General features: G+C 61.7%; 18 protein-coding genes. 14 read left to right on the forward strand and 4 right to left on the reverse strand.

The genetic code is table 11. The features are described 5' to 3' along the window. The first annotated feature begins 1 nt into the window (after nt 1). The 8 genes from GC127_RS01955 to GC127_RS01990 all read left to right on the forward strand — a co-directional run bounded on the left by GC127_RS01955 (nt 2) and on the right by GC127_RS01990 (nt 6678). On the forward strand, nt 2-787 hold the full coding sequence (locus tag GC127_RS01955) for a dimethylarginine dimethylaminohydrolase family protein (protein ID WP_151976164.1): 786 nt from the start codon (nt 2-4) through the stop codon (nt 785-787). A 79-nt stretch (nt 788-866) separates the two neighbouring features. Then, nucleotides 867-2189, forward strand: a complete 1323-nt coding sequence (locus GC127_RS01960) for an FAD-binding oxidoreductase (RefSeq protein ID WP_151976163.1) — start codon at nt 867-869, stop codon at nt 2187-2189. A gap of 1 nt (nt 2190) precedes the next feature. Then, nucleotides 2191-2577, forward strand: coding sequence for a carboxymuconolactone decarboxylase family protein (locus tag GC127_RS01965; RefSeq protein ID WP_008280695.1), 387 nt, complete (start codon nt 2191-2193; stop codon nt 2575-2577). Nucleotides 2578-2766: 189 nt separating this feature from the next. Beyond that, nucleotides 2767-3918: a porin gene (locus GC127_RS01970; RefSeq protein WP_151976162.1), complete on the forward strand. Its 1152-nt coding sequence runs from the start codon at nt 2767-2769 to the stop codon at nt 3916-3918. Between the two features lie 96 nt (nt 3919-4014). Continuing rightward, a complete protein-coding gene (locus tag GC127_RS01975) occupies nt 4015-4845 on the forward strand; it encodes a sulfotransferase domain-containing protein (RefSeq protein ID WP_151976161.1) in 831 nt (276 codons plus the stop codon). After that, nucleotides 4842-5711: a sulfotransferase domain-containing protein gene (locus GC127_RS01980; protein ID WP_151976160.1), complete on the forward strand. Its 870-nt coding sequence runs from the start codon at nt 4842-4844 to the stop codon at nt 5709-5711. Before GC127_RS01975 ends, GC127_RS01980 begins: the two co-directional genes overlap by 4 nt. 70 nt (nt 5712-5781) lie before the next feature. Next, nucleotides 5782-6288 carry a hypothetical protein gene (locus GC127_RS01985; protein ID WP_151976159.1) on the forward strand — a complete coding sequence of 169 codons (507 nt, stop codon included), beginning with the start codon at nt 5782-5784 and terminating at the stop codon, nt 6286-6288. Nucleotides 6289-6396: 108 nt separating this feature from the next. Continuing rightward, entirely contained in the window at nt 6397-6678 is a 282-nt protein-coding gene (locus tag GC127_RS01990) for a hypothetical protein (protein ID WP_008280690.1), read from the forward strand. Nucleotides 6679-6817: 139 nt separating this feature from the next. Here the strand turns inward: GC127_RS01990 and GC127_RS01995 are convergent, their stop codons facing one another. Beyond that, complete coding sequence (locus tag GC127_RS01995) at nt 6818-7024, reverse strand: cold-shock protein (RefSeq protein WP_008280689.1); 207 nt, start codon at nt 7022-7024, stop codon at nt 6818-6820. 207 nt (nt 7025-7231) lie between these two features. On the opposite strand from GC127_RS01995, the gene GC127_RS02000 reads away from it, so the two are divergent. Next, nucleotides 7232-7546: an arsenate reductase family protein gene (locus GC127_RS02000; protein WP_151976158.1), complete on the forward strand. Its 315-nt coding sequence runs from the start codon at nt 7232-7234 to the stop codon at nt 7544-7546. A gap of 46 nt (nt 7547-7592) precedes the next feature. Next, nucleotides 7593-7961, forward strand: coding sequence for a hypothetical protein (locus tag GC127_RS02005; protein WP_151976157.1), 369 nt, complete (start codon nt 7593-7595; stop codon nt 7959-7961). Between the two features lie 6 nt (nt 7962-7967). On the opposite strand, the gene GC127_RS02010 is transcribed toward GC127_RS02005, so the two are convergent. Beyond that, complete coding sequence (locus GC127_RS02010; protein WP_151976156.1) at nt 7968-9251, reverse strand: hypothetical protein; 1284 nt, start codon at nt 9249-9251, stop codon at nt 7968-7970. A 142-nt stretch (nt 9252-9393) separates the two neighbouring features. Here GC127_RS02010 and GC127_RS02015 point away from each other — a divergent pair, with 142 nt between their 5' ends. Continuing rightward, the gene (locus GC127_RS02015; protein WP_151976155.1) at nt 9394-10056 is read left to right on the forward strand and encodes a transglycosylase SLT domain-containing protein; all 663 of its coding nucleotides are present in this window, start codon (nt 9394-9396) and stop codon (nt 10054-10056) included. A gap of 50 nt (nt 10057-10106) precedes the next feature. On the opposite strand, the gene pepN is transcribed toward GC127_RS02015, so the two are convergent. After that, on the reverse strand, nt 10107-12659 hold the full coding sequence (gene pepN / locus GC127_RS02020; protein ID WP_151976154.1) for an aminopeptidase N: 2553 nt from the start codon (nt 12657-12659) through the stop codon (nt 10107-10109). Nucleotides 12660-12711: 52 nt separating this feature from the next. Between pepN and GC127_RS02025 the strand changes: the two genes are divergently transcribed. The 3 genes from GC127_RS02025 (at nt 12712) to GC127_RS02035 (ending at nt 15396) form a co-directional block, all read left to right on the forward strand. Beyond that, a complete protein-coding gene (locus tag GC127_RS02025) occupies nt 12712-14244 on the forward strand; it encodes an FAD-binding domain-containing protein (RefSeq protein ID WP_254699962.1) in 1533 nt (510 codons plus the stop codon). Between the two features lies 1 nt (nt 14245). Further along, nucleotides 14246-14440: a DUF2256 domain-containing protein gene (locus GC127_RS02030; RefSeq protein ID WP_151976153.1), complete on the forward strand. Its 195-nt coding sequence runs from the start codon at nt 14246-14248 to the stop codon at nt 14438-14440. Between the two features lie 179 nt (nt 14441-14619). Beyond that, the gene (locus tag GC127_RS02035; RefSeq protein WP_151976152.1) at nt 14620-15396 is read left to right on the forward strand and encodes a gamma-glutamyl-gamma-aminobutyrate hydrolase family protein; all 777 of its coding nucleotides are present in this window, start codon (nt 14620-14622) and stop codon (nt 15394-15396) included. A 6-nt stretch (nt 15397-15402) separates the two neighbouring features. Here the strand turns inward: GC127_RS02035 and GC127_RS02040 are convergent, their stop codons facing one another. After that, entirely contained in the window at nt 15403-21861 is a 6459-nt protein-coding gene (locus GC127_RS02040) for a Hint domain-containing protein (RefSeq protein ID WP_151976151.1), read from the reverse strand. Nucleotides 21862-22028: the final 167 nt, after the last annotated feature.

Below are 22028 nucleotides of genomic sequence, written 5' to 3' on the forward strand. Positions count from 1 at the left end.
GATGATGAATTCCAGCTATGAATTCCGCCGGGCGATCACCCGCAAACCGGGCCGGAGCATTGTGAGTGGGTTGCGGGCTGAAGATATTGGCACGCCGGACCTGGCGCGGATGCTGGAGGCGCATGCCGCCTATGTGGCGACCCTGCGCAGCACCGGGGCCGAGGTGGTTGAACTGCCCCCGCTGGAGGATTATCCCGACGCAGTTTTCGTAGAAGATACAATGCTTTGCCTGCCCGAATTGGCCATCGCCATGCGCCCCGGTGCGCCCACGCGGATGGGCGAGGTGGCCGAGATGCGCCCGGCGATTGCGGGATTTTATGGCGACAAGATCGCCACGATTACCGCGCCCGGCACCATTGAGGGGGGCGATATTCTGGTGACGGGGCGTGAGATTCTGGTGGGATTGTCGGCCCGGACCAATCGCGAGGGGGTGGCGCAACTCTCTGATATTGTGCGCGAATATGGATATGTTTTGCGATTGGTCGAGACCCCAGCCGGGGTTTTGCATTTCAAGACCGATTGCGGTTTGGTCGGGCCCGAGACGATCCTGAGCACGCGCCGGCTGGCGGTGTCGGGCTGTTTTGACGGATATGACGTGCTCGAAGTGCCTGAGGGCGAGGAAGCGGCGAGTAACTGTATTCGGTTCAACACTCTGGTGATCATGGCCGCCGGGTTTCCGCGCACGGCCGAGATGCTGACGGCGCATGGCTATGAGGTGGTCGAGATCGACAACAGCGAATGTGCCAAGCTCGATGGCGGGATGTCTTGTCTTTCGCTGCGATTTTGATCTTACACTCCTTACGAAATGAAGCGGATTTTGTAAGGTCCACAGCTGCGCCATGACGGTGCGAGATCAGGAGAGTGGAATGCGGATCGAATGGGCACGAGAGGCCAATCTCGGCACGCCGTATTGGTGGTCGGCGCTGAGCGCGACCGAGGCGGGCGAGGACCTGCCCGACACCTGTGATGTGCTGGTGGTCGGTGCGGGCTATGCCGGATTGTCGGCGGCTATTGCGGCGCATGATGCCGGGGCGCGGGTGGTGGTGGTTGACGCGGCAGAGCCGGGGCATGGGGCCTCGACGCGCAACGGCGGCATGTTCGGTGCACATCCCCGTCTGGGCTGGGGCGAGTTGGAGGCGAAGTTTGGGGCTGGAGTTGCCAATGCACTCTTTGCCGAGGCCAAGCCCGCGCTCGACTGGGCCAAAGACTTGATCGCGCGCGAGGGGATTGACTGCGATTTCCAGAACACGGGGCGGGTGCAACTGGCCTATACGCCCGCGCATTTTGCCAATCAGCGTCGTATGGCCAAGGTTGTTGGCGAAAAATCCCAAGTGCAGGTGCGCCTTATAGAGCGTGCCGATCTGGGGCAGGAGATCACGACCGACAAATATCACGGTGGGCTGCTCTTTCCGGAGCATGGCGCAATCCATCCGGCCAAGTTTCATCAGGGTCTGTTGCAAGCCGTGCGGAGGCGCGGGGTGCCGGTGGTTCCCCATGCAGCGGTGACAGCGCGCGAGGCAGAAGGGGCGGGCTACCGGGTGCAGACCGCCAAAGGGGTGATCCGCGCGGGCAAGGTTGTGCTGACCACGAATGGCTACACCCGCCGACCGTTTCGCTGGCATATGGCGCGGGTGTTTCCGCTGCCGTCTTATATCATCGCGACCGAGGAATTACCGTCGAACCTGATCGGCCATATCGCGCCGGGGCGGCGGATGATGGTCGAGACGCGGGCGCGGCACAGCTATTTCCGCATCTCGCCGGATGGTCGCCGGGTGCTGTTCGGTGGGCGCGCGTCGATGGCCGAAATGGGGCCAGAGGCAGCGGCGGCGCAGCTCTATGAGGTTATGGTGGGGATTTGGCCCGATCTGGCGGGCGTCAAGCTGAGCCATTCGTGGCAGGGTTTTACCGGCTATAGTTTCTCGCATATGCCGCATGTGGGCCATGATGAGGGCGTGCATTACGCGATGGGGTTCTCTGGGTCGGGCACGGTGATGGCACCGTGGCTGGGATCAAAGGCCGCGTATCAGGCGATTGGCGATGCGCGGGGGGCAACGGCCTATAGTGCCACGCCGCTTAGCCGAAGCTGGCTGCATCCGGGGGAGCGCCCGCATTTCCTGCGGGCTGCGAATCTGTGGTATCGGCAGGTGGTGGACCGTGTCGAAGATTGGCAGGCGGGAAAAGGAGCATGAGATGAGCGCATTTGACGAGGACCTCTTTCTGAAAGGGCTGGAGCAGCGCAAGGCGACGCTGGGCGCGGAGTATGTCGAGCGCAGTCTGGAGGCCGCCGATGACTTTACCCGCCCGTTTCAAGAGGCGATGACCGCTTGGTGCTGGGGTTTTGGCTGGGGCGACGAGGTGATTCCCCCCAAGACCCGTAGCATGATGAATTTGGCCATGCTGGGCGCTCTGGGTAAGATGCATGAGTGGGAATTGCATTGCCGGGGGGCCATTAACAACGGGGTCACCCCCGAGGAAATCCGCGCCATTATCCATGTTGTCGGAATTTATTGTGGTGTGCCGCAAGCGCTTGAATGTTTTCGGGCGGCAAGAAAAGTGCTGGAGGACCAACAGGGCTGAGCGATGCGCCTTGTTTAAAAGGCCTCTGCGAAAAGGGTGTGGTTTCTGCGTCACATTCACGGCGCGATGCGGTCGGAGCGGGGAGGTCGCGTTGACAGTTTGGGGGGGAATGGCGCATTTCATAGCGCAAGCCGTTTCCAATGACTGGTGCGGCGGATCTGATTAACCTGCTTCTGAGGAGGGACACCCTTGAAAAAGCAACTTCTGAGCACCAGCGCGATTGCACTCGGCGTCGCCATGGCCGCACCGGCATCTGCCCAAGAATGGAATCTGGATTGGGGCGGGTACTATAACTCGCACGTCGGTTATGTGACTGTCGACTCGAACACTGCTGCCCAAGCCGGCGCAGATTTCGACGGCGTTGACGTATTCACGAACGCTGAAATCCACTTCACCCCGTCGGTGACGCTGGACAACGGCCTGACCTTCGGTATCAACGTTCAGTATGAAGCACTGAACGCTGGCGGTGGTGCAGACGGTATCGACGAGTCGTTCCTCTCGATCTCCGGCGACACGCTGGGCCGTATCGACCTCGGCGCCGAAAACTCGGCTGGTTACAAAATGAGCATTGGCGCACCGCAAGTTTCTGGCGGTATCGGCATCAACTCTCCGTCGGTCTCGGGCTTCGTTCCGATTTCGATCGGTTCCGGCGGCAACCTGCCCTTCGCATTCCGTGACTCCGGCATCTCGTCCTATGCTGAAGTTCTCGGCAACAACGACGTGCAGCGCATCACCTACTACACCCCGTCGTTCAACGGCCTGACACTCGGCGTGTCCTATGCAGCTAACGCTGCTGGTAATGCCGTGAACAACTTCGGTGTGAACCGCAATGCGGGCGTCACCGACGTGTTCGACATCGGTCTGGCCTACAGCCAGTCGTTCAACGGTGTTGACGTTGACTTCGCTGCTCGTTGGGGCACTGCAGAGTCCAACGTTGTTGGCACCAGCGATCCCGAAGTGTGGAACATCGGCCTGAACGTCGGCTTCAACGGCTTCGTCATCGGCGGTGGCTACGGCGAGAACGACAACGGCGGTCTGCGTGCATGGGACTCCGAAGGCTGGAGCCTCGGCGTGACCTATGACATCGCTGGTCCGTGGTCGGTTGGTTTCGACACCTACCAGGGTGAGTACAGCGGTATTGGCGCCGCATCCGGCGACAAAGCCGAATACGAAGCCTACCAGCTGGTCGGCAGCCGTTCGCTCGGCGCTGGCGTGACCTGGGCCGTGTACGCAGCCTATGTTGAAGGTTCTGTGAACGCAGACGTTGGCGCGACCTTCGGCAACGCAAACACCACTGTCGAAGGCACTGTCATCGGCACCTCGGTGAACCTGTCGTTCTAATCGACCGGTTAAAAGACAAGGGGCGGGGGGTGACATTTCCCCCCGCCTTTTTTATGTCTTGCGTCCAAGTAACAACGTTGTGGAGGCTGACAGGGCATGAAGCGAAGTATCATCTGGCTGGCCTCTTATCCGAAGTCTGGCAATACGTGGACGCGGCTTTTCCTTGCCAATTACCTGATGAACGCGCAAACACCGGTGCCGATCAATCAGGCCCATCGGTTCGCAATGGGCGATGCCATGGTCAAGATGTACAGCCGTGTTGCAGGTAAGGCGATTGATCCACATAATCTTTCACTCTGCCTGAAGCTGCGTGATCCGGTGCTACGCGCCATTGTCGGCAACAATGCAGATGTGAATTTCGTCAAGACGCATAACGCGCGGGTAGCCCCCGACGGGATCAAACTTATCCCGGACGACTATACGCGCTCTGCCATTTATATCATCCGAAATCCGCTAGATATGGTGCTGTCTTATGCGCGCCACTACGGCATCACGCAGGAAAACGCGGCGCAGAAGATTTGCCATCCCGACAATGGCAATCTGCCGACCCCAACCACAGTGGCGCAATACCTCAGTTCTTGGGATATGCATGTCAAGAGTTGGATGGCCTATGCGCCCTGGAAGCGGCTGATCGTGCGCTACGAGGATTTATTGGACGATCCCGAGACGCATTTCGCCAAGATTCTTGAGCTGGTCGGCGTGCCGGTCGACGCCGAGCGGCTGGAGCGCGCGATCCGGTTTTCCAGCTTTGACGAATTGTCGCGCCAAGAAGAGGAACAAGGGTTCATCGAGCGGCCCGAGCAGAGCGAGAAGTTCTTTGGCAAGGGGCAGAAGGATCAATGGAAAACCGATCTTGACCCTGCGCTGGCAGAGATGATCCGCGAGAAGATGGGCGAGACGATGAAACGATACGGGTATCTGGAATGAGCGATCTGCGGCGGATCATCTGGCTGGCGAGCTATCCCAAATCGGGCAATACATGGATGCGCAGCCTTTTGGCGCATTACTTCATGCCTTTGGGAAAGGCACCGGATATCAACAACTTGCGGCAGTTCACCACGGGCGACACGCGACAGGATTTTTTTGACGCGGCCAATGGCGGCCCGTTTCGGGGGCAGGGGGTGGAGGACTGGATGCGGGTGCGAGGCCGGGCGCTGCGCCTGATTGCGGCCTCGAAACCGGACCATCATTTCGTCAAGACGCATTGTCAGACGGTGCGGATTTTCGATCAGGATGTGATCCCGCCGGAATTGACCGCAGCCGCAGTTTACATCCTGCGCAATCCATTTGATCTGGCGCCATCCTTTGCCCGGCATCAAAATTGTGATCTTGATCTGGCGATCGAGCGGATGTGCAACCCTGATACGATCACTGGGACGCCGAATGGGATCATGGACCTCTTGGGGCGCTGGGACGATCATATTCGGGTCTGGACCGGTGCCCCCGGCCTGCCGATCCATGTGGTGCGCTATGAGGACCTGTTGCACAATCCCGGTCGCACAATGCGCGGGTTGTTGGAAAAGTTTCTCAAGGTCAAGGTGGACGGCCCCAAGCTGGCGCGCGCGATCAAGGCCACGAGTTTCGAGGCGATGAAGCGGCAGGAAGAAACACTGGGTTTCGCCGAACGGCCCCAAGGCATGACGGCGTTCTTTGCCAAGGGGCAGGCCGGGGTTTGGCGCGAGGATTTGACGCCTGCGCAGGTCGCCAAGCTGCGCGCGGCGTTCTTGCCGACGCTGGAGCGGTGGTATCCCGAGATGCTCAAGGAAACGGGGGCTGTTGCCGCGCAGGTCTGAGGGCCAAGCTGGCAATCCGGGACCGGGGCGCTATGCTGGGCGTTGAGAGGCTGCAATCGGAGGGCCAGAGATGATACGCAATGGAATGATGCTGGCGGCACTGGCGCTTGCCGGGTGTACGGTAGCTGGTCCGCAGATGGTGGCGCGGTTGGGCGCTGATCCGGTGCTCTCGGGGGGAAGCTATAGTTCCGGGGGCGGGTTGACCGTGGCTGCGGATATGCGTGAACAGCAGGGCCGGGTGCTGCTTTGTGGCGTTTGGGCGCAGAGCCATCAGCAATCGGTGCTCACCAAAGGCAAAGCGAGAGATGTGATGGGCACGGGCGCGGTCTATCTTGGGGATCAGGCGCTGGCGCGGGGCTTGGTCTTTATGCGCGAAGTGCCGCCCGCGTTGGACTATGCGGGTCAAGAGGCGGGGTGCGTTCTGACTGGTCAGGTCTGGCAGGCAGGCTATGCCGAGACCAAGCCGGTGATCCGACTGCCGCGTCAGGTGGTGCATGTTGAAGGGGATTTGGGGCATTTTGTCGTGACTTTTCAGCAGACGGGCCCGAGTGCGGGCGCGCCCAAAGCCACAGAATAGCGCGAAAAGCGGTAGATTTGCCGAGGCAGTACCGGGAAAGAAATTGACAGAGCGCGGTTATCCCATACCATCGCTCACGTGTATTCCCGTTTTCCCAAGAGGTTTCTCATGCTGCGCGCATCTACCCTGATTTCGGCCCTTGCCATTGCGGTTCTGGCTGCCCCCGCCATGGCGCAAAGTGCCAAAGTCTATGCCTATGAAAGCCACGCGAATTACTGCCCGGCAGGGTTGCAGCCGGTGACCATCAGCGGGGTCATTTGTTGTGGCCAGCCCAATCAGACCCAGACCTATCAGCAGGTCATGCGCCATCCGGTCGCCAAGGTGAAGCATCGCAGCTACTCGGCCACCTCGCATCTCAACTGTCCGGTGGGTGCGAAGGGCTGTTACTAAAGCCCGTGCGGAGAGAAAAACATTCTGGAAACAGGGCGTGCTCTGCGCCGCCCTGTTTGATGTTTGAATGTGATCCGGCGTGACCTAGGGGTAGCGGGTGCTCATTTTCGCAAATGGGCGTACCCCCGAAGCTGACGTTTTAGAGCAGCCGCAGATCTGATGCCATTTGTCGACCGTCGCGCCCTTCCTGAAGCTCGAAACCGACCTTTTGATTGTCTGCGAGCCCTGTGAGCCCTGAGCGTTCGACCGCAGAGATGTGCACGAACACATCTTTGCCGCCGCCGTCCGGGGCGATGAATCCATAACCTTTAGTGGTATTAAACCATTTCACGGTGCCGGTCGGCATGCCGCTTCTCCTTTTGCGTCGCTTCCCCGGGAATATGCCGGGCCATGTCTTGCCGGACCCTCAGGGACCGGCCAAGCGTTGCAAAGGCGGATTCTGAATGCCCATCGTGACGAAGATCATGATTGCACCGCCATTGTAAAAATCAAGCGAAACTCCGTGACGCGCGGGTTTTTGCCCGATAAACACGCAAAAATAAAGGAGTGCGCCATGATCCTCTACGGTATCAAAACCTGTGACACCTGCCGCAAGGCATTGAAAGCGTTGGGCAATGTGACGTTTCACGATGTCCGGGCCGATGGTTTGCCTAGGGAAGTGGCACAGGCGGCTTGGGCGCGATTTGGCGACGCAATAGTGAATCGGCAATCAACCACATGGCGGGCCTTGGCAGAGGATGAGCGGGCGCGCGATCCGTTAGACCTTTTGGCGGCCCATCCAACGCTGATGAAACGGCCCCTGATTGACGCGAGCGGAACGCTTTATCTGGGATGGGGCAAGGATACGCAGGCGGCGCTGCTTGGGTAAAGCGGGGCAGGACCCCATATCGGGTCAAGGATCAGGAGGCGGGTGAATGCGCAGTGCGGCAATGGTGTTGGGGGTGATTGGTGGCTGTCTTGCGGTGCTGGTCGGGTTTTTCAGCTATGGCTATACCGAAGTGGTCAATCGCATCGGTGAAGTAGACGGGTTGCTCACGCAGGTCAGCGACCCCGCGTTGATCCGCAGCGCGAGCTTTCTGGCCCCGCTCTTGGCGATTGCCGGGGGGGCGATGGCCAAGGTGCGGGCGCTTTGGGGTGGGCTGTTGCTGCTCGTATCGGCGGGGCTGATGCATTACGCATTTGGCTTCAACGTCTTTACCATGTTCCCGCTGGGCTTTACCGCGCTGGCCGGGGTGCTGGCGATTGCCGCAGGCAAGCCAGACGAGCCAAAGGCGCATTTCTGAACCCTGTCACAAGGCCGGCAAACGATACATGCCAGAGCTGGAGAAGGCGATGGAACTGCCGTCTGATATATCCTCGGCAAAGCGTTGGGCGATGACGCGCAGCGCGGTCTGACGGCCCTTGGCGACCAGTGCCCGGCGCGAGGGCAGCGAGGGCGTGAGACCGGGGCTGAGCAGGGTTTGCGACCAGATGAGCGGATGCAATTCCTGCAAGTGGTTTTCCAACAGCCAGTCCAGACAGTCATGGATGCGGCGGCGCGATGCTTCTGCGGGGCCAGACAGCCGCTGATTGCCAGTTTTGGGGGCCATCACGATACCGCAAAAGGCCGAAAGCTGATTGATCACATGCTGGTCGCGGCGACGGGCCACGATGTCACGCAGGCCGTCCACGAAGAAATCGGCATCAAGATGCGCGATTGCGCAGGGGTCGAGCGCGAGAGCATCGAAATAGACCCAAGCATAGGCGCCTGCGCCCCATATCTCGCCGGTTCGCGCGGCGGTGCGGCGCGCCTCGAGATCGAGCATTTCGTAATTGCCATAGCGTGCAGGCAAGAGCGCCTCGCCAAGAGCGCGCATGTGGCGGGGGCTGTCGGGATCAAGGTCTATCAAGCGTTCGTAATCGTCGGCCACGCGCATCCCGGGCTGTCGCCGCGCGGCCAGAAGGGCGCATTGTGCCGCTGACAACGAAGGCGCATCGAGATCGACCCCGTCGAAGGGCGCGAGCATGTCTTCCGCGCGTTTGAAATGTTCGAGAAAGCGCAACTCATGCGCCGGGCGCGTGCGATCCGTGGCGGTGGTGCGCCAAGCCCAGCCAATGTCGATATGCGCGAGCGCCACGATCAGCGCGCAAGGGTAGCTATCGGGGTTCTCGGCCTGCATTTCTTCGAGCGCGTCGATGCCAGAGGGGTCTGGGTCTACGCCGTCATGAAGTGCGTCTTCGGCGGCTGCCACCACATCGGCGCGCGCACCGACCGCCAAAAGCGTGGTCGCATTCTCGCCCCCCGGTGTGCGCAGCCGCGCGGCATCCGTGTATTCCATCACCTGCGCCAGTTCTGGCCACAGATCCTGGCGCGCGAGCTTTTGCCCCCGGTCCTGATGCATGGCGCGGGCCATTTCCTCATCCGTGACCGGCAGTGAGGGCAGCAGGATGCGTTTGGACAGGCTATCGAGGTCTGTCTCGGGCTTGCGCCGCAAGAGACCCAACAGATCCGGCCAACGGCTGGTCGCCTTTGACTGACGCTTGTGCGGGGTGGGCGCGGTCGGTTCTGGATTGGCAAGCGGTTCAAACGGCATGGGGGCTCCGGCAATCAAGGTGCCCCTCCAAAGTGCCGTCGGATTTCGACCAAAAAAGGGCGATGCTTGGGTGAAGGCAGGGAATATCCCGGACGCCATCTAGGGCGTTGCCATAAACCTATCCTTGCGTCAGAATTGCCGAATGAGGGGTTTTTTGATTGTTGTTTTCATTATGTTTTTCTCTCTTCCCGCCGCAGCGCAGGACGGGAAAACCGCTGATTTGACCCTGAGTCCCCCGGCGCGAGATGGCAATATTCCGCGCACGCGGTGGGAACATCGCACTGAGGCCGAGCTTTGGACGCGCAGTGCGCTGTCGGCGCTCAAGGCGCATGGCGCGCCGCTGGTGCGGAGTGTGCCGCGTGATATTGCAAGCTGGTGCCCCTCCTACGCCACGGGTGGCGAGGCGCGGCGGCGCGCGTTCTGGGTGGGGTTCCTGTCGGCCTTGGCCAAGCATGAAAGCACCCATAACCCCAAGGCTGTGGGTGGTGGTGGGCAGTGGCATGGGCTGTTGCAGATCGGGCCTGCTACGGCGCGGGGCTATAAATGCCGGGCGGGCAGTGGCGAGGCGTTGCGCCATGGGCCGGACAATCTGTCCTGTGCCATTCGGATCATGGCCCACACCGTGCCGCGCGACGGTGTGGTGTCAGAGGGGCGGCGCGGAGTGGCCGCCGATTGGGGGCCGTTGCACAGTGCGACCAAACGCGAAGATATGCAGCGTTGGACGCGCGCGCAGAGCTATTGCAAGCCCCTCTCTGCGGTGCGGCCACGGGCGCGGCCGACACGGGTGGCGCGCGTGGCTGAGTGACAGGGGTGATCGCGGCGTAGAATGGCACGTGCGCGGCGCCAATCCTTGCTTCAACTCCCCCGAATTCGCCCCACCATTTCTGTCGTGTCGCGGCTGAGGTTTGGTGTCGCAAGGATGCGGTCCAATTCTGCCGCGATCATGCCCTGACGCACCGGATCGTAGCGGCGCCATGTCTCGAAGGCCGAGCACATCCGCGCCGTGGTCTGCGGGTTGAGGGGATCGAGCCGAATGAGCATATCCGCCAGCAGCCTGTAGCCACGCCCGGACGCGTGGTGAAAGCCCGCAGGCGACATGGTGAGCGCGCCCAGCGTGGCGCGGAACCGGTTGGGATTGCGCAGGGTGAAATCGGGATGGCGGGTCAATGTTTCGGCCACCTCTGCGGCGCGGTCGGGCGCTGTCTGCACGATTTGCAGGGTGAACCATTTGTCGATCACAAGCCGGTCGTGTTTCCACTGGGTATAAAAGGCCTCGGTCGCGGCCGCGCCTGCGCCGGCCTGCAAGAGGCAGGACCAAGCCGCCAATTGCTGGGTCATGTTATCCGCCGCGTCATATTGCGCCTGCGCGCGCGTGCCCCCGTCGCAGCGGCTGAGCATGGCCAGGGCCGCGTTGGCCAGCGCCCGTGCGCCCGTTTGATCGGGATCGGGGCGATAGGGGGCCGTGACCTGATAGCGGCTGTAGAGATCCTGTGCGATGCTCTCCAGCGCCTCGGCGCGGGTGTCGCGCAGGGTCTCAAGCGCGTCCCAGATTGCTTGTGGATCGGGCACGTGCCCCGCATCAAAGAGCGCTTGTGCCAGATCATCCTCGGACGGCAGGCCGAGCGCCAGCGCGCGAAACGCGGGATCAAGCGTGTCGTCACGGGCGACACGGGCAATCGCATCGAGATAGGCGGCATCGGGGGCTGCGCCCTCGGTCATCATTGCCAAAAGGCCCGCGCGGGCCAGAGCACGCCCAGCCTCCCATTTGTTGAAGGGGTCGGTATCATGCGCCAGAAGAAAGGCGCGCTCGGCATTGCTGCTCTCGCGCTCTAGGATCACGGGGGCCGAAAAATCGCGCAGGATCGAGGGGATGGGGCGCGTTGCTAATCCATCGAAGCTAAAGCTCTGGCGCGCTTCTGTCATTTCCAGCACCTGCGTCGGCTGCACCTCGTCGCCATTGGGGCTGAGCAGGCCCACGGCAATCGGGATTACACGCGGCTGTTTATCCTCTTGTCCCGGTGTGGGCGGGGTTTTCTGTTCGAAATGAAGCGTGTAGCGGCCATTGTTGAATTCTTCGCTGACGCGCAGACGGGGTGTTCCGGCGTCGGAATACCAGCGTTTGAATTGAGAGAGGTCGCGGCCCGTCACATCCTCGAACACCTGAAGCCAATCCTCGATGGTGCAGGCCTGCCCGTCATGGCGGGTGAAATAGAGATCGAGCGCCTCTTTATAGGCGGCATCGCCCACCAATCGCTTGAGCATGCCGATCAGTTCGGCCCCTTTTTCATAGACCGTTGCGGTGTAGAAGTTGTTGATTTCAATAAAGCTCTCGGGGCGCACCGGATGCGCCAGCGGGCCGTTATCCTCGCGGAACTGGCGGGCGCGGAGCGCGATCACATCCGAGATACGCTTGACCGGGGCGGACCGCAGGTCTGCGGTGAACTGACTGTCGCGGTAGACCGTCAGCCCCTCTTTGAGGCAGAGCTGAAACCAGTCGCGGCAGGTGATGCGGTTGCCGGTCCAGTTGTGGAAATACTCATGCGCGACAATCGCCTCGATACGTTCGAAATTGGCATCTGTGGCGGTCTCTGCTGTGGATAAGACGCAAGAGGAGTTGAAGATGTTCAAGCCCTTGTTCTCCATCGCGCCCATGTTGAAATCGTCGACGGCGACAATGTTGAAAAGATCGAGGTCATATTCACGCCCGTAAACCTCTTCATCCCAGGCCATGGATTTCTTGAGCGCCTCCATGCCAAAGGCGCATTTGCCCTCATCCCCCGGCCGCACCCAGATGTTGAGATCGACATGCCTGCCCGAACGGGTGGTGAAACTATCAGGATGTGCCACCAGATCGCCCGCGACGAGCGCAAAGAGATAGGCCGGTTTCGGCCATGGATCGTGCCATTCGGCCCAGCCTGCGCCGCTGCCCGTGGGGTTGCCGTTGGAAAGCATCACCGGCGTGTCGCCCTCAATCCGCACGGTGAAGATGCTCATCACATCGGGGCGGTCGGGGTAATAGGTGATCTTGCGAAATCCCTCGGCCTCGCATTGGGTGCAATACATGCCGTTCGACATATAAAGCCCTTCAAGGGCGGTGTTGCCCTCTGGGTTGATCTCGACCTCGGCCTCGAAGGTGAACGGCGCGTCGGGGACGATGGCGCTGAGGCCCTGAGGTGTCACCTCGGGTGTGATTTCGGCCCCGTTGATGCGGGCGCTGATAAGTGTAAGCGCCTCGCCATGCAGGAAAAAATCGCGCGATGTGGCGTCTGGATTGGGGCGAAACTCGATCCGGCTGAGGACGCGCGTGGTGTTGGGGGCAAGACGAAAGGTCAGATGCACCGCATCCACCAGATAGGCGGGGGGCGTATAATCCTCGAGATAAACGGGCTGTGGGGCTGCATCTTTCATGGCGCTCTCCTCTGGTTTGGCGTGACCCTAAGGGCTGGCGCGGGGGGCTGCAATGGGGCTTTCCTTCGGGCTGCCTGCTGCTATTTGCCTTGCCATGGAACGCCCGGTCATTCTCTGGTTCAAGCGCGATTTGCGGGTGCAGGATCACCCGGCGTTGACCCATGCGGCGCGGCTGGGGCCGATCCTTCCGCTTTATATTGTCGAGCCTGGCTTGTGGGCAGAGCCGGATGCGTCGGGGCGGCAATATGCGTTTATCTGCGAGTGTCTGGAGAGCTTGCGCGAGGATCTGGCGGGGCTGGGCCTGACGCTTGTGGTGCGGGTGGGCGATGCGGTGACGGTGCTGGAGGATTTGCGGGCGGCGCATGCTGTCGTGCATCTGGTCAGTCATGAAGAGACCGGCCATCTCTGGAGCTTTGGGCGCGACCGGCGCGTGGCGGAATGGGCCCGTGGGCAGGGGGTGCGTTGGGAGGAGATGCCCCAATCGGGTGTGGTGCGGCGGCTTGGCAGTCGGGATGCGTGGCAGGGGGCGCGCGACAGGGTGATGCGCGCGCCGGTGCTGGGGCCGGTGCAGGGCGTGCGGGGGCTGGCGGTGGCCAGTGATGATCTGCCTGCGCCTGCGACGCTGGGGCTAAAGGACGCCTGTCCGCTTCGGCAAAAGGGTGGGCGTGGGGCAGGCATGCGGGCGCTTCAGTCTTTTCTAAGCACACGCGGAGAGAGCTATCAGCGGGCCATGTCCTCGCCTTTGCACGGCGCACGGGCCTGTTCACGGATCAGCCCACATTTGGCCTTTGGCACGCTGTCGCTGCGCGAGGCGGTGCAGACGGGGGCCATGGCACCCGGCGGGCGAGGCGCGGATTGGGCGCGCTCGATGCGGTCGTTTCAGGCGCGTTTGGCGTGGCGGGATCATTTCATGCAAAAGCTGGAGGATGAGCCCGAGATTGAGCGCCGTTGTCTGCACCCGGCCTATGAAGGGCTGCGCCCGCGTGAGGCCGATGCCCTGCGGTTGGCGGCATGGTCGACGGGGGAAACCGGCCTGCCCTTTGTTGATGCCTGCATGCGGTCGCTCTTGGCGACCGGCTGGCTCAATTTCCGCATGCGCTCGATGTTGATGGCGGTGGCGTCCTATCACCTCTGGCTGGATTGGCGCAGCACCGGGCCGGTTTTGGCGCGGGCGTTTACCGATTACGAGCCGGGGATTCATTGGCCGCAGGTGCAGATGCAATCGGGCACTACGGGGATGAATACGATCCGGATTTACAACCCGGTGAAACAGGGGCTGGATCAGGACCCGACCGGGGAATTCACGCGACGGTGGCTGCCGGAATTGGCGCAGGTGCCGGATGCGTATTTGCAACGCCCGTGGGACTGGCCTGAGGCGGAGAGGCTGTTGGAGCGTGGATACCCTGCACCGATTGTCGATCCGGTTGAGGCGGCGCGCGTGGCGCGCGAGGCGGTCTGGGCCTGTCGGCGGGCGCATCGTGGGGATGCCGTGACGGCGCGGATCGTGACCCGCCATGCCAGCCGCAAGCGCCCGAGGCGGGCCAAGCCCAAGGCGGCGACGGCGCAACTGAGTTTGGATCTCTGACATGCCGCGCGCACCCCGCAAATCTGACCTGCCGGTCAAGACCTGCGCCACCTGCGGGCGACCGATGGAATGGCGGCGCAAATGGGCGCGTGTCTGGGACGAGGTGCGCCATTGCAGCGAACGCTGTCGGCGCAGCCGCAAGAGGGCTGGTGTGGACGGGAAAGACCCGACCGGTCGGGATGCGTTTGACCAGTAACGAGGTGCCCCCGCCCACAGCGTCAGAGTGGCGCCAAAAGGTAAAGGTTCCTGCAATAAATTCGGGCAAATTCGCATCATCGCACGAAAACATGTGCGGGAATTGGTGTTTTGTTATTCCATTCTGCGGTATATTTTATGCAAATGAGTGAGCGAGTGGCGCAATCTGGAAAGACAAGAATGAAACGCCCGGTTGTTGGTGTGATTGCCAACCAATACCAGATCGAAAACCGTTACCCGACCCATGCGGGCGGAACGATCAACTCTTCCGCGGTGGCCGATGTTGCGGGCTGTATGCCCCTGATCATCCCGGCTGATGCGCGGTATGTGTCGGTCGCAGAGTTGCTGGAAACCTGCGATGGCTTTCTGCTCACGGGGGGGCGGCCCAATGTGCACCCCGAGGAATATGGTGAGGCCGCGACCGAAGCGCATGGCGCGTTTGACCGTGCGCGCGATGCGATCACCCTGCCGCTGGCGCGTGCCTGTATCGAGCGTGGGCAGCCAATCCTGGGCATTTGTCGCGGTTTTCAGGAGGTGAATGTTGCCATGGGTGGCACGCTCCATCCTGAAATTCGCGATTTGCCGGGGCGCGACAATCATCGGATGCCCCCTGAGGGCACGATGGAGGAACAGTTCGCCCTGCGCCACAAGGTGCGCTTTACCTCGGGCGGGGTGTTTCACCGGCTGATGGGGGCCGAAGAGGTGATGACCAACACGCTGCATGGGCAGGGTATTTTGCGCGCGGGGTGCGGTGTGGTCATCGACGGTTGGGCACCCGATGGCACGCCAGAGGCGCTCTATATCGACGGGGCTCCGGGCTTTACCTTATCGGTGCAATGGCATCCGGAATATAATGCCGCGCATGATCCGGTCAGCCGCCCGCTGTTTTCCGCCTTTGGCGATGCGGTGCGGGCGTGGGCATCGGGGCAGGCGGCCCCGCTGCTCAAATCGGCCTGACCTCGGTCAGGCCACGTCTTTTTCTCCCAAGGAACACAGGAGTTGCGCCTCGTGGCGGCGCAGGCAACTGCGCGCGGTGTCGCGGTGGTGGCCCGGCGCGCTGCGCAATTCCGGGAAGATCGTGAATAGTTCCTCGCGCGCTGCCGCATCGATTGCGCCGAGCGCCATGTCGCCAGCATAAAAGCTTTCGGTGCCGATGCCGTCGGCATAGATGATCTCGTGCCGGTCGAACATGATGTGGATATAGGTCACGGCGTCACGGGGGCTGACGGTTACGTCGCGACCGTTGACCATATGTTTGGCCGCGACCAAGACCTCGCTTTCGCCAAAGAGCAATTCGGCCTGATAGCCGGTGAAGAGCAGCCGGTGTTGTGGCGAGACCAACAGAGGTTCTTGCCCGCCCATCACGCTGGAGGCGATGGAAATCGGGGCGAAATCGCCCAGACCCGCCACGGTGCGTTTGCCGACCCAGCGGATCGGTTGCAGCCCGTGATCGCGCGTGACAACCATATCGCCCAAGCGCAGGCTCTCGACCGGGCGTTCGCCCCATTGGGTGAGAATGCGCGCGCCGGGGGTGAAGCAGATGATATTCTCGATCTCGGAGAAGTTGACCACAGTGCCGTCGGTCATGGTGAACGTGCCCGCAAGGCCGCCCGCCGCATCATCGGTGTTGGTAAAGCTGATGTCGGCCTTGCTTGCGAATTCACCCAGCCAGAGCGTATCGCCGAGCGTCTCGTCGCCCTCACCGCCGATGAGGGTGATCGTATCGGTCGCGGCTTCGCCCAGGTCGGTCAGGCGGAAGAAATCGTCGCCATCGCCGCCCTCGGCGCTGTCGCCCTGGCTGACATTGATCGTGTCATTGCCGGTGCCACCAAAAAGCGTATCGGCATCGGCGCCGCCATCAAGGCTGTCGTTGCCTGCATCGCCAAATATGCGGTCGTTGCCAGCCCCCGCGAGGATGCTGTCGCTGTCATTGCCGCCCTCGATCGTGTCATTGGCGGTCCCCCCGATCAGGGTGTCATTACCGTCGCCGCCAACCAAGCTGTCGCCGGTTTCGAGCGTGGCCGATCCGGTGAAGCCCGAATAGATCAGGTCGTTTCCAGCGCCGCCAATCAACGTATCCGTTTCGGAACTGCCGGAGGCGGATTCCCAGCCTCCATTTATGCCCGAGTCGCCCGAGATGGTGTCGTTCCCATCTCCGCCGTCGAGATATTGGCTATTGTTGCTGCCAAATAGCTGATCGTTCCCGTCTTCGCCATAGAGCGTATCATTGAGGTGTTGAGGATCACCAACCCCCGTAATCGCAACGGACAGCACGTCGTCGCCCGCACCCCCGTAGACGACGTCTTGGCCAAAGCCACCATTGATGGTGTCATTGCCGTCCTCGCCCAAGAGGGTATCGTTGCCGCTGCCCCCGGCAATCGAGTCGTCCCCGATGCCGCCATAGACGGTATCATTGCCAGCGCCTGCGTCGATGGTGTCATTGCCTGCCCCTGCAATGATCTGATCATCCTGAGAGCCGTCGGCGGCATCGTTGGCGTCGACCCGGTCGCCGCCGGGGTCGCCGGTGTAATCGACGGTGATGAGGTCGCCCGCATCCGTGCCCTCGACGATGAAGTTGCGCCCATCGGGGATGCCCATGGCCACAAGGGCGGGGGTGTTGTCGACACTGGACATCGGCACGCCGACGAGTGTCAGGCTCTCACCGCCGGGGAAGGTGAGGATCGCATCGCCGGTGCCATCGCCATTGGTGTCGGTGACGGTCACATCGGCGGTGGTAACAGGTGTTGTGCCATCCGAAGTGAGCCCCGTCACATCCAGCAGATCGCCGCTGGTATAGGTGCCATCGCCGTTGTCGGTGGGGGTCTCGAAGCCGGAGACCACATCATTGCCAGAGCCATCGGCCAGAACAAGCAGGTCGCGGTCGCCGTCATCCGGCCCAAGGTCGATCTGATCGTTGCCCGCGCCGCCCACGATCGTATCCGCGCCCGAGGCGGCAAGAATCGAATCGTCGCCCGCGCCGCCATCGACAAAGTCATTGTCAAAGCCGGAAAAGATCGTGTCGTTGCCGCCGCCAGCAAAGATCAGGTCATTGCCGGAATTGCCGATGATCTGCTCGACCCCGTCCGAGCCGACCACCGTATCGTCTCCGGTGCCCATTAGTAAGCGTTCGATTCCAGAGAATTCGGTCATCGAGACGTCATCGGCGATGGAGCCGACTCCTTCGCCGAAGTAGTAGACCAGCAATCCGTCGGAGATGGAGGACAAGTTGATCAGGTCGCCGAGGACCTCATCGGTGTCCCCGCCGAAAATCGTGTCATTTTGCAGCGTGTCATCAAGAACAATCTCGTCATCGCCTGCGCCCGCAACGATCACGTCATTGCCCGCGCCGGCGTCGATGGTGTCATTGCCCGCCCCTGCAATGATCTCATCATCCTGAGAGCCGTCGGCGGCATCGTTGGCGTCCACCCGGTCGCCGTCGGGGTCGCCGGTGTAATCGACGGTGATGAGATCGCCCGCATCCGTGCCCTCGACGATGAAGTCGCGCCCATCGGGGATGCCCATGGCCACAAGGGCGGGGGTGTTGTCGACACTGGACATCGGCACGCCGACGAGTGTCAGGCTCTCACCGCCGGGGAAGGTGAGGATCGCATCGCCGGTGCCATCGCCATTGGTGTCGGTGACGGTCACATCGGCGGTGGTAACAGGTGTTGTGCCATCCGAAGTGAGTCCCGTCACATCCAGCAGATCGCCGCTGGTATAGGTGCCATCGCCATTGTCGGTGGGGGCGGCGAAGCTGGAGACCACATCATTGCCAGAGCCATCGGCCAGAACAAGCAGGTCGCGGTCGCCGTCATCCGGCCCAAGGTCGATCTGGTCGTTGCCCGCGCCGCCCACGATCGTATCCGCGCCCGAGGCGGCAAGAATCGAATCGTCGCCCGCGCCGCCATCGACAAAGTCATTGTCAAAGCCGGAAAAGATCGTGTCGTTGCCGCCGCCAGCAAAGATCAGGTCATTGCCGGAATTGCCGATGATCTGCTCGACCCCGTCCGAGCCGACCACCGTATCGTCGCCGGTGCCCAATAGTAAGCGTTCGATTCCAGAGAATTCGGTCATCGAGACGTCATCGGCGATGGAGCCGACTCCTTCGCCGAAGTAGTAGACCAGCAATCCGTCGGAGATGGAGGACAAGTTGATCAGGTCGCCAAGGACCTCATCGGTGTCCCCGCCGAAAATCGTGTCATTTTGCAGCGTGTCATCAAGAACAATCTCGTCATCGCCTGCGCCCGCAACGATCACGTCATTGCCCGCGCCGGCGTCGATGGTGTCATTGCCCGCCCCTGCAATGATCTCATCATCCTGAGAGCCGTCGGCGGCATCGTTGGCGTCCACCCGGTCGCCGTCGGGGTCGCCGGTGTAATCGACGGTGATGAGATCGCCCGCATCCGTGCCCTCGACGATGAAGTCGCGCCCATCGGGGATGCCCATGGCCACAAGGGCGGGGGTGTTGTCGACACTGGACATCGGCACGCCGACGAGTGTCAGGCTCTCACCGCCGGGGAAGGTGAGGATCGCATCGCCGGTGCCATCGCCATTGGTGTCGGTGACGGTCACATCGGCGGTGGTAACAGGTGTTGTGCCATCCGAAGTGAGTCCCGTCACATCCAGCAGATCGCCGCTGGTATAGGTGCCATCGCCATTGTCGGTGGGGGCGGCGAAGCTGGAGACCACATCATTGCCAGAGCCATCGGCCAGAACAAGCAGGTCGCGGTCGCCGTCATCCGGCCCAAGGTCGATCTGGTCGTTGCCCGCGCCGCCCACGATCGTATCCGCGCCCGAGGCGGCAAGAATCGAATCGTCGCCCGCGCCGCCATCGACAAAGTCATTGTCAAAGCCGGAAAAGATCGTGTCGTTGCCGCCGCCAGCAAAGATCAGGTCATTGCCGGAATTGCCGATGATCTGCTCGACCCCGTCCGAGCCGACCACCGTATCGTCGCCGGTGCCCAATAGTAAGCGTTCGATTCCAGAGAATTCGGTCATCGAGACGTCATCGGCGATGGAGCCGACTCCTTCGCCGAAGTAGTAGACCAGCAATCCGTCGGAGATGGAGGACAAGTTGATCAGGTCGCCAAGGACCTCATCGGTGTCCCCGCCGAAAATCGTGTCATTTTGCAGCGTGTCATCAAGAACAATCTCGTCATCGCCTGCGCCCGCAACGATCACGTCATTGCCCGCGCCTGCGAGAATGGTATCGGCCCCGTCCTGACCAAAGATCGTATCGTCGCCTGAGCCGCCCGCCAGCCCGTCATTGCCGGAGCCCGCGAGGATCGTCCCGGAGGTGTTCGACAGGGTGATCGTGTCGCCGAAGTTCGAGCCGATGACATTCTGGAAATTGCTGATGACATCGCCATCGGCATCCGACCCGAAGGCGGTGTTGGTTTCGAGATTGACGGTAACGGAACCGGCAGAGCCCGAGTAATCCAGCGTGTTGCTGCCGGTGCCGCCATCCAGCGTATCGGCCCCGGTGCCGCCTGCGATGGTGTCATTGTTGGCACCGCCCAAAAGCGAATCGTCGCCTGCGGCCCCGAGGATGAGGTCGGCCCCATCCTCACCCAGCACCGTGTCATTGCCTGACCCGGCAAGGATCGTGTCATCGCCCGCGCCCGCGACAATTTCGTCGTCATTGGATCCGTCGGCGGCGTCGGTATTGTCCACCCGGTCGCCATTGGGGTCGCCGGTATAGTTAAGGTCAATCAGGTCGCCGCCTGCCGTGCCTTCGACAATAAAGTCGGACAGAAGGATGTTTTCGATGTCCGTATAGTTGATTGTCGCCGACTGGGCCCCGCGGGAAAGGAAGATCTGACCGCTGAACCCCGGACTGCCGTTATTCTCGGAGTTTTGCGTCATGCTGCTGATGGTCCAGCCATCCGCGATCAGGGCCGAAAGATCGAGCGTGTCATTGTCCACGCCGCCAAATCCACCATCGACGTTGAAGCTGTAGACGCCAGAGGGATCAGTGGCCGTGGCGCGGATCACATCCGCCCCGTCGCCCCCCTGCAGGCTGTCGTTTCCGCCCGAAGTGAGGATCGTGTCGTTGCCCGCGCCACCTTGAATGGTGTCGCTGCCTGCGCCCCCGTCGATCAGGTCATTGCCGCTTTCGCCACCGATGGAATCGTTGCCCGCATCGCCGCTGAGAATATCGCCCGCCGAAGAGCCAAAGATCGTATCGTTGCCATCGCCGCCCGAAACGGTGCTGGCATCGGCGGTCGAGTCAAAGCCCAAGGCATCGTCGATGAAATCGTTGCCCGCGCCCCCCTCGACCGAGTCATTGCCGGACCCGTAATAGATCGTATCGTTTCCGCCGCCGCCGAGGATGGTGTCGTCGCCGCTGCCGCCCAGCAGCGAGTCGGCCCCGTCGCGCCCGTCGATGGAATCGTTGCCCGCGCCGCCGTCGATCACGTTGGTGGTGGTGCCGCCGTCGAAAATGTCGTCATAGCCCACAAGCGTGTCGTCAAAGGCTGAGCCGATGATGCCGTCCACACCGCTGATGATGACATCCCCGGTCGCATCCCCGCCGGTAAGGGTATTGGTTTGCAGGTTGACGTTTACCGCCGCCCCTGAGGTGGCGTAACTCAAGAGGTCGAGGCCGGTGCCGCCGATAAACGTATCCGCCCCGGCCCCCCCGATCAGCGTGTCGTTGCCATTGCCGCCATCGAGCGAATCGTTGCCCGTGCCACCATCCAGCAGGTCGTTGCCGTCACTGCCAAACACGGTATCGTTGCCCGCGCCCGCGCGCACGGTGTCATTGCCCAGACCGGCCGTGACCAGATCAGCGTTTGTGCCGGCCAGATTGTCCGTGTCGTCGATCCGGTCGCCTTCAGGGTCGCCGAGATAGGCAGCGTCGATCAGGTCGTTGCCGGTCGTGCCCTCGACCACGTAATCAGAGAACGTGAGGTCGTAGCGATCCGCAGTCATGGCATAGACATCGGTGCCATTGGACGGGGCGGCGGTGCCGAGTGTGACCGAGAGGATCGGTTTGGCTTCGAGCGCGTCGGAATAAGCGGTTGGGCCAGAGGGCGGCGGGATCAGGTAAAGGGTGCCGTTGGTGGCTTGCATGACGATCGCGTTGACGGTCGCCGTTGTGCCATCGGTATAGGTGATGACCGTGTTGTTGTAGATCATCGTGGCGTCATGCGTGTATCGCACGCCGCCGATGACGAATTCTTCGTTGCTCAGGAAGTTGTTGGAATCATAGGCGTTGGACGTGGCCCCGCCGGTGTAATCGGGAAAGAGCAGCAGGTCGATATCGGGTGAGAGCGTCGCAACAGTCCCCGCCAGCGGATTGGCGGTGCTGCCGAACACGAGCCCCTCGAGGGCCCCATGGTTCTCGGATGTGAGGTTGCCTTCGATCGTGTCGATTTGTGGGGCCGTGCCAAGCACAAAGAGGTCGAAGGTCGTGGCCATGGTCTGCTGTCTCGCTGTCTTTGAAGGCGGTACGCGGCTGCTAAGAGCGTTTTGAAAGGATCAATCGGAGAGGTGCGATGCGCCTGACCTCAGCCGGTGGATTTTCCGGGCGTAATCACCCCCGCCGCCCCTGACCGCGTCCATGCCAAGACCATCCCGCGAGAAGC

It is taken from the genome of Roseovarius sp. EC-HK134, from assembly GCF_902498815.1.
GTDB classification, from domain to species: domain Bacteria; phylum Pseudomonadota; class Alphaproteobacteria; order Rhodobacterales; family Rhodobacteraceae; genus Roseovarius; species Roseovarius mucosus_A.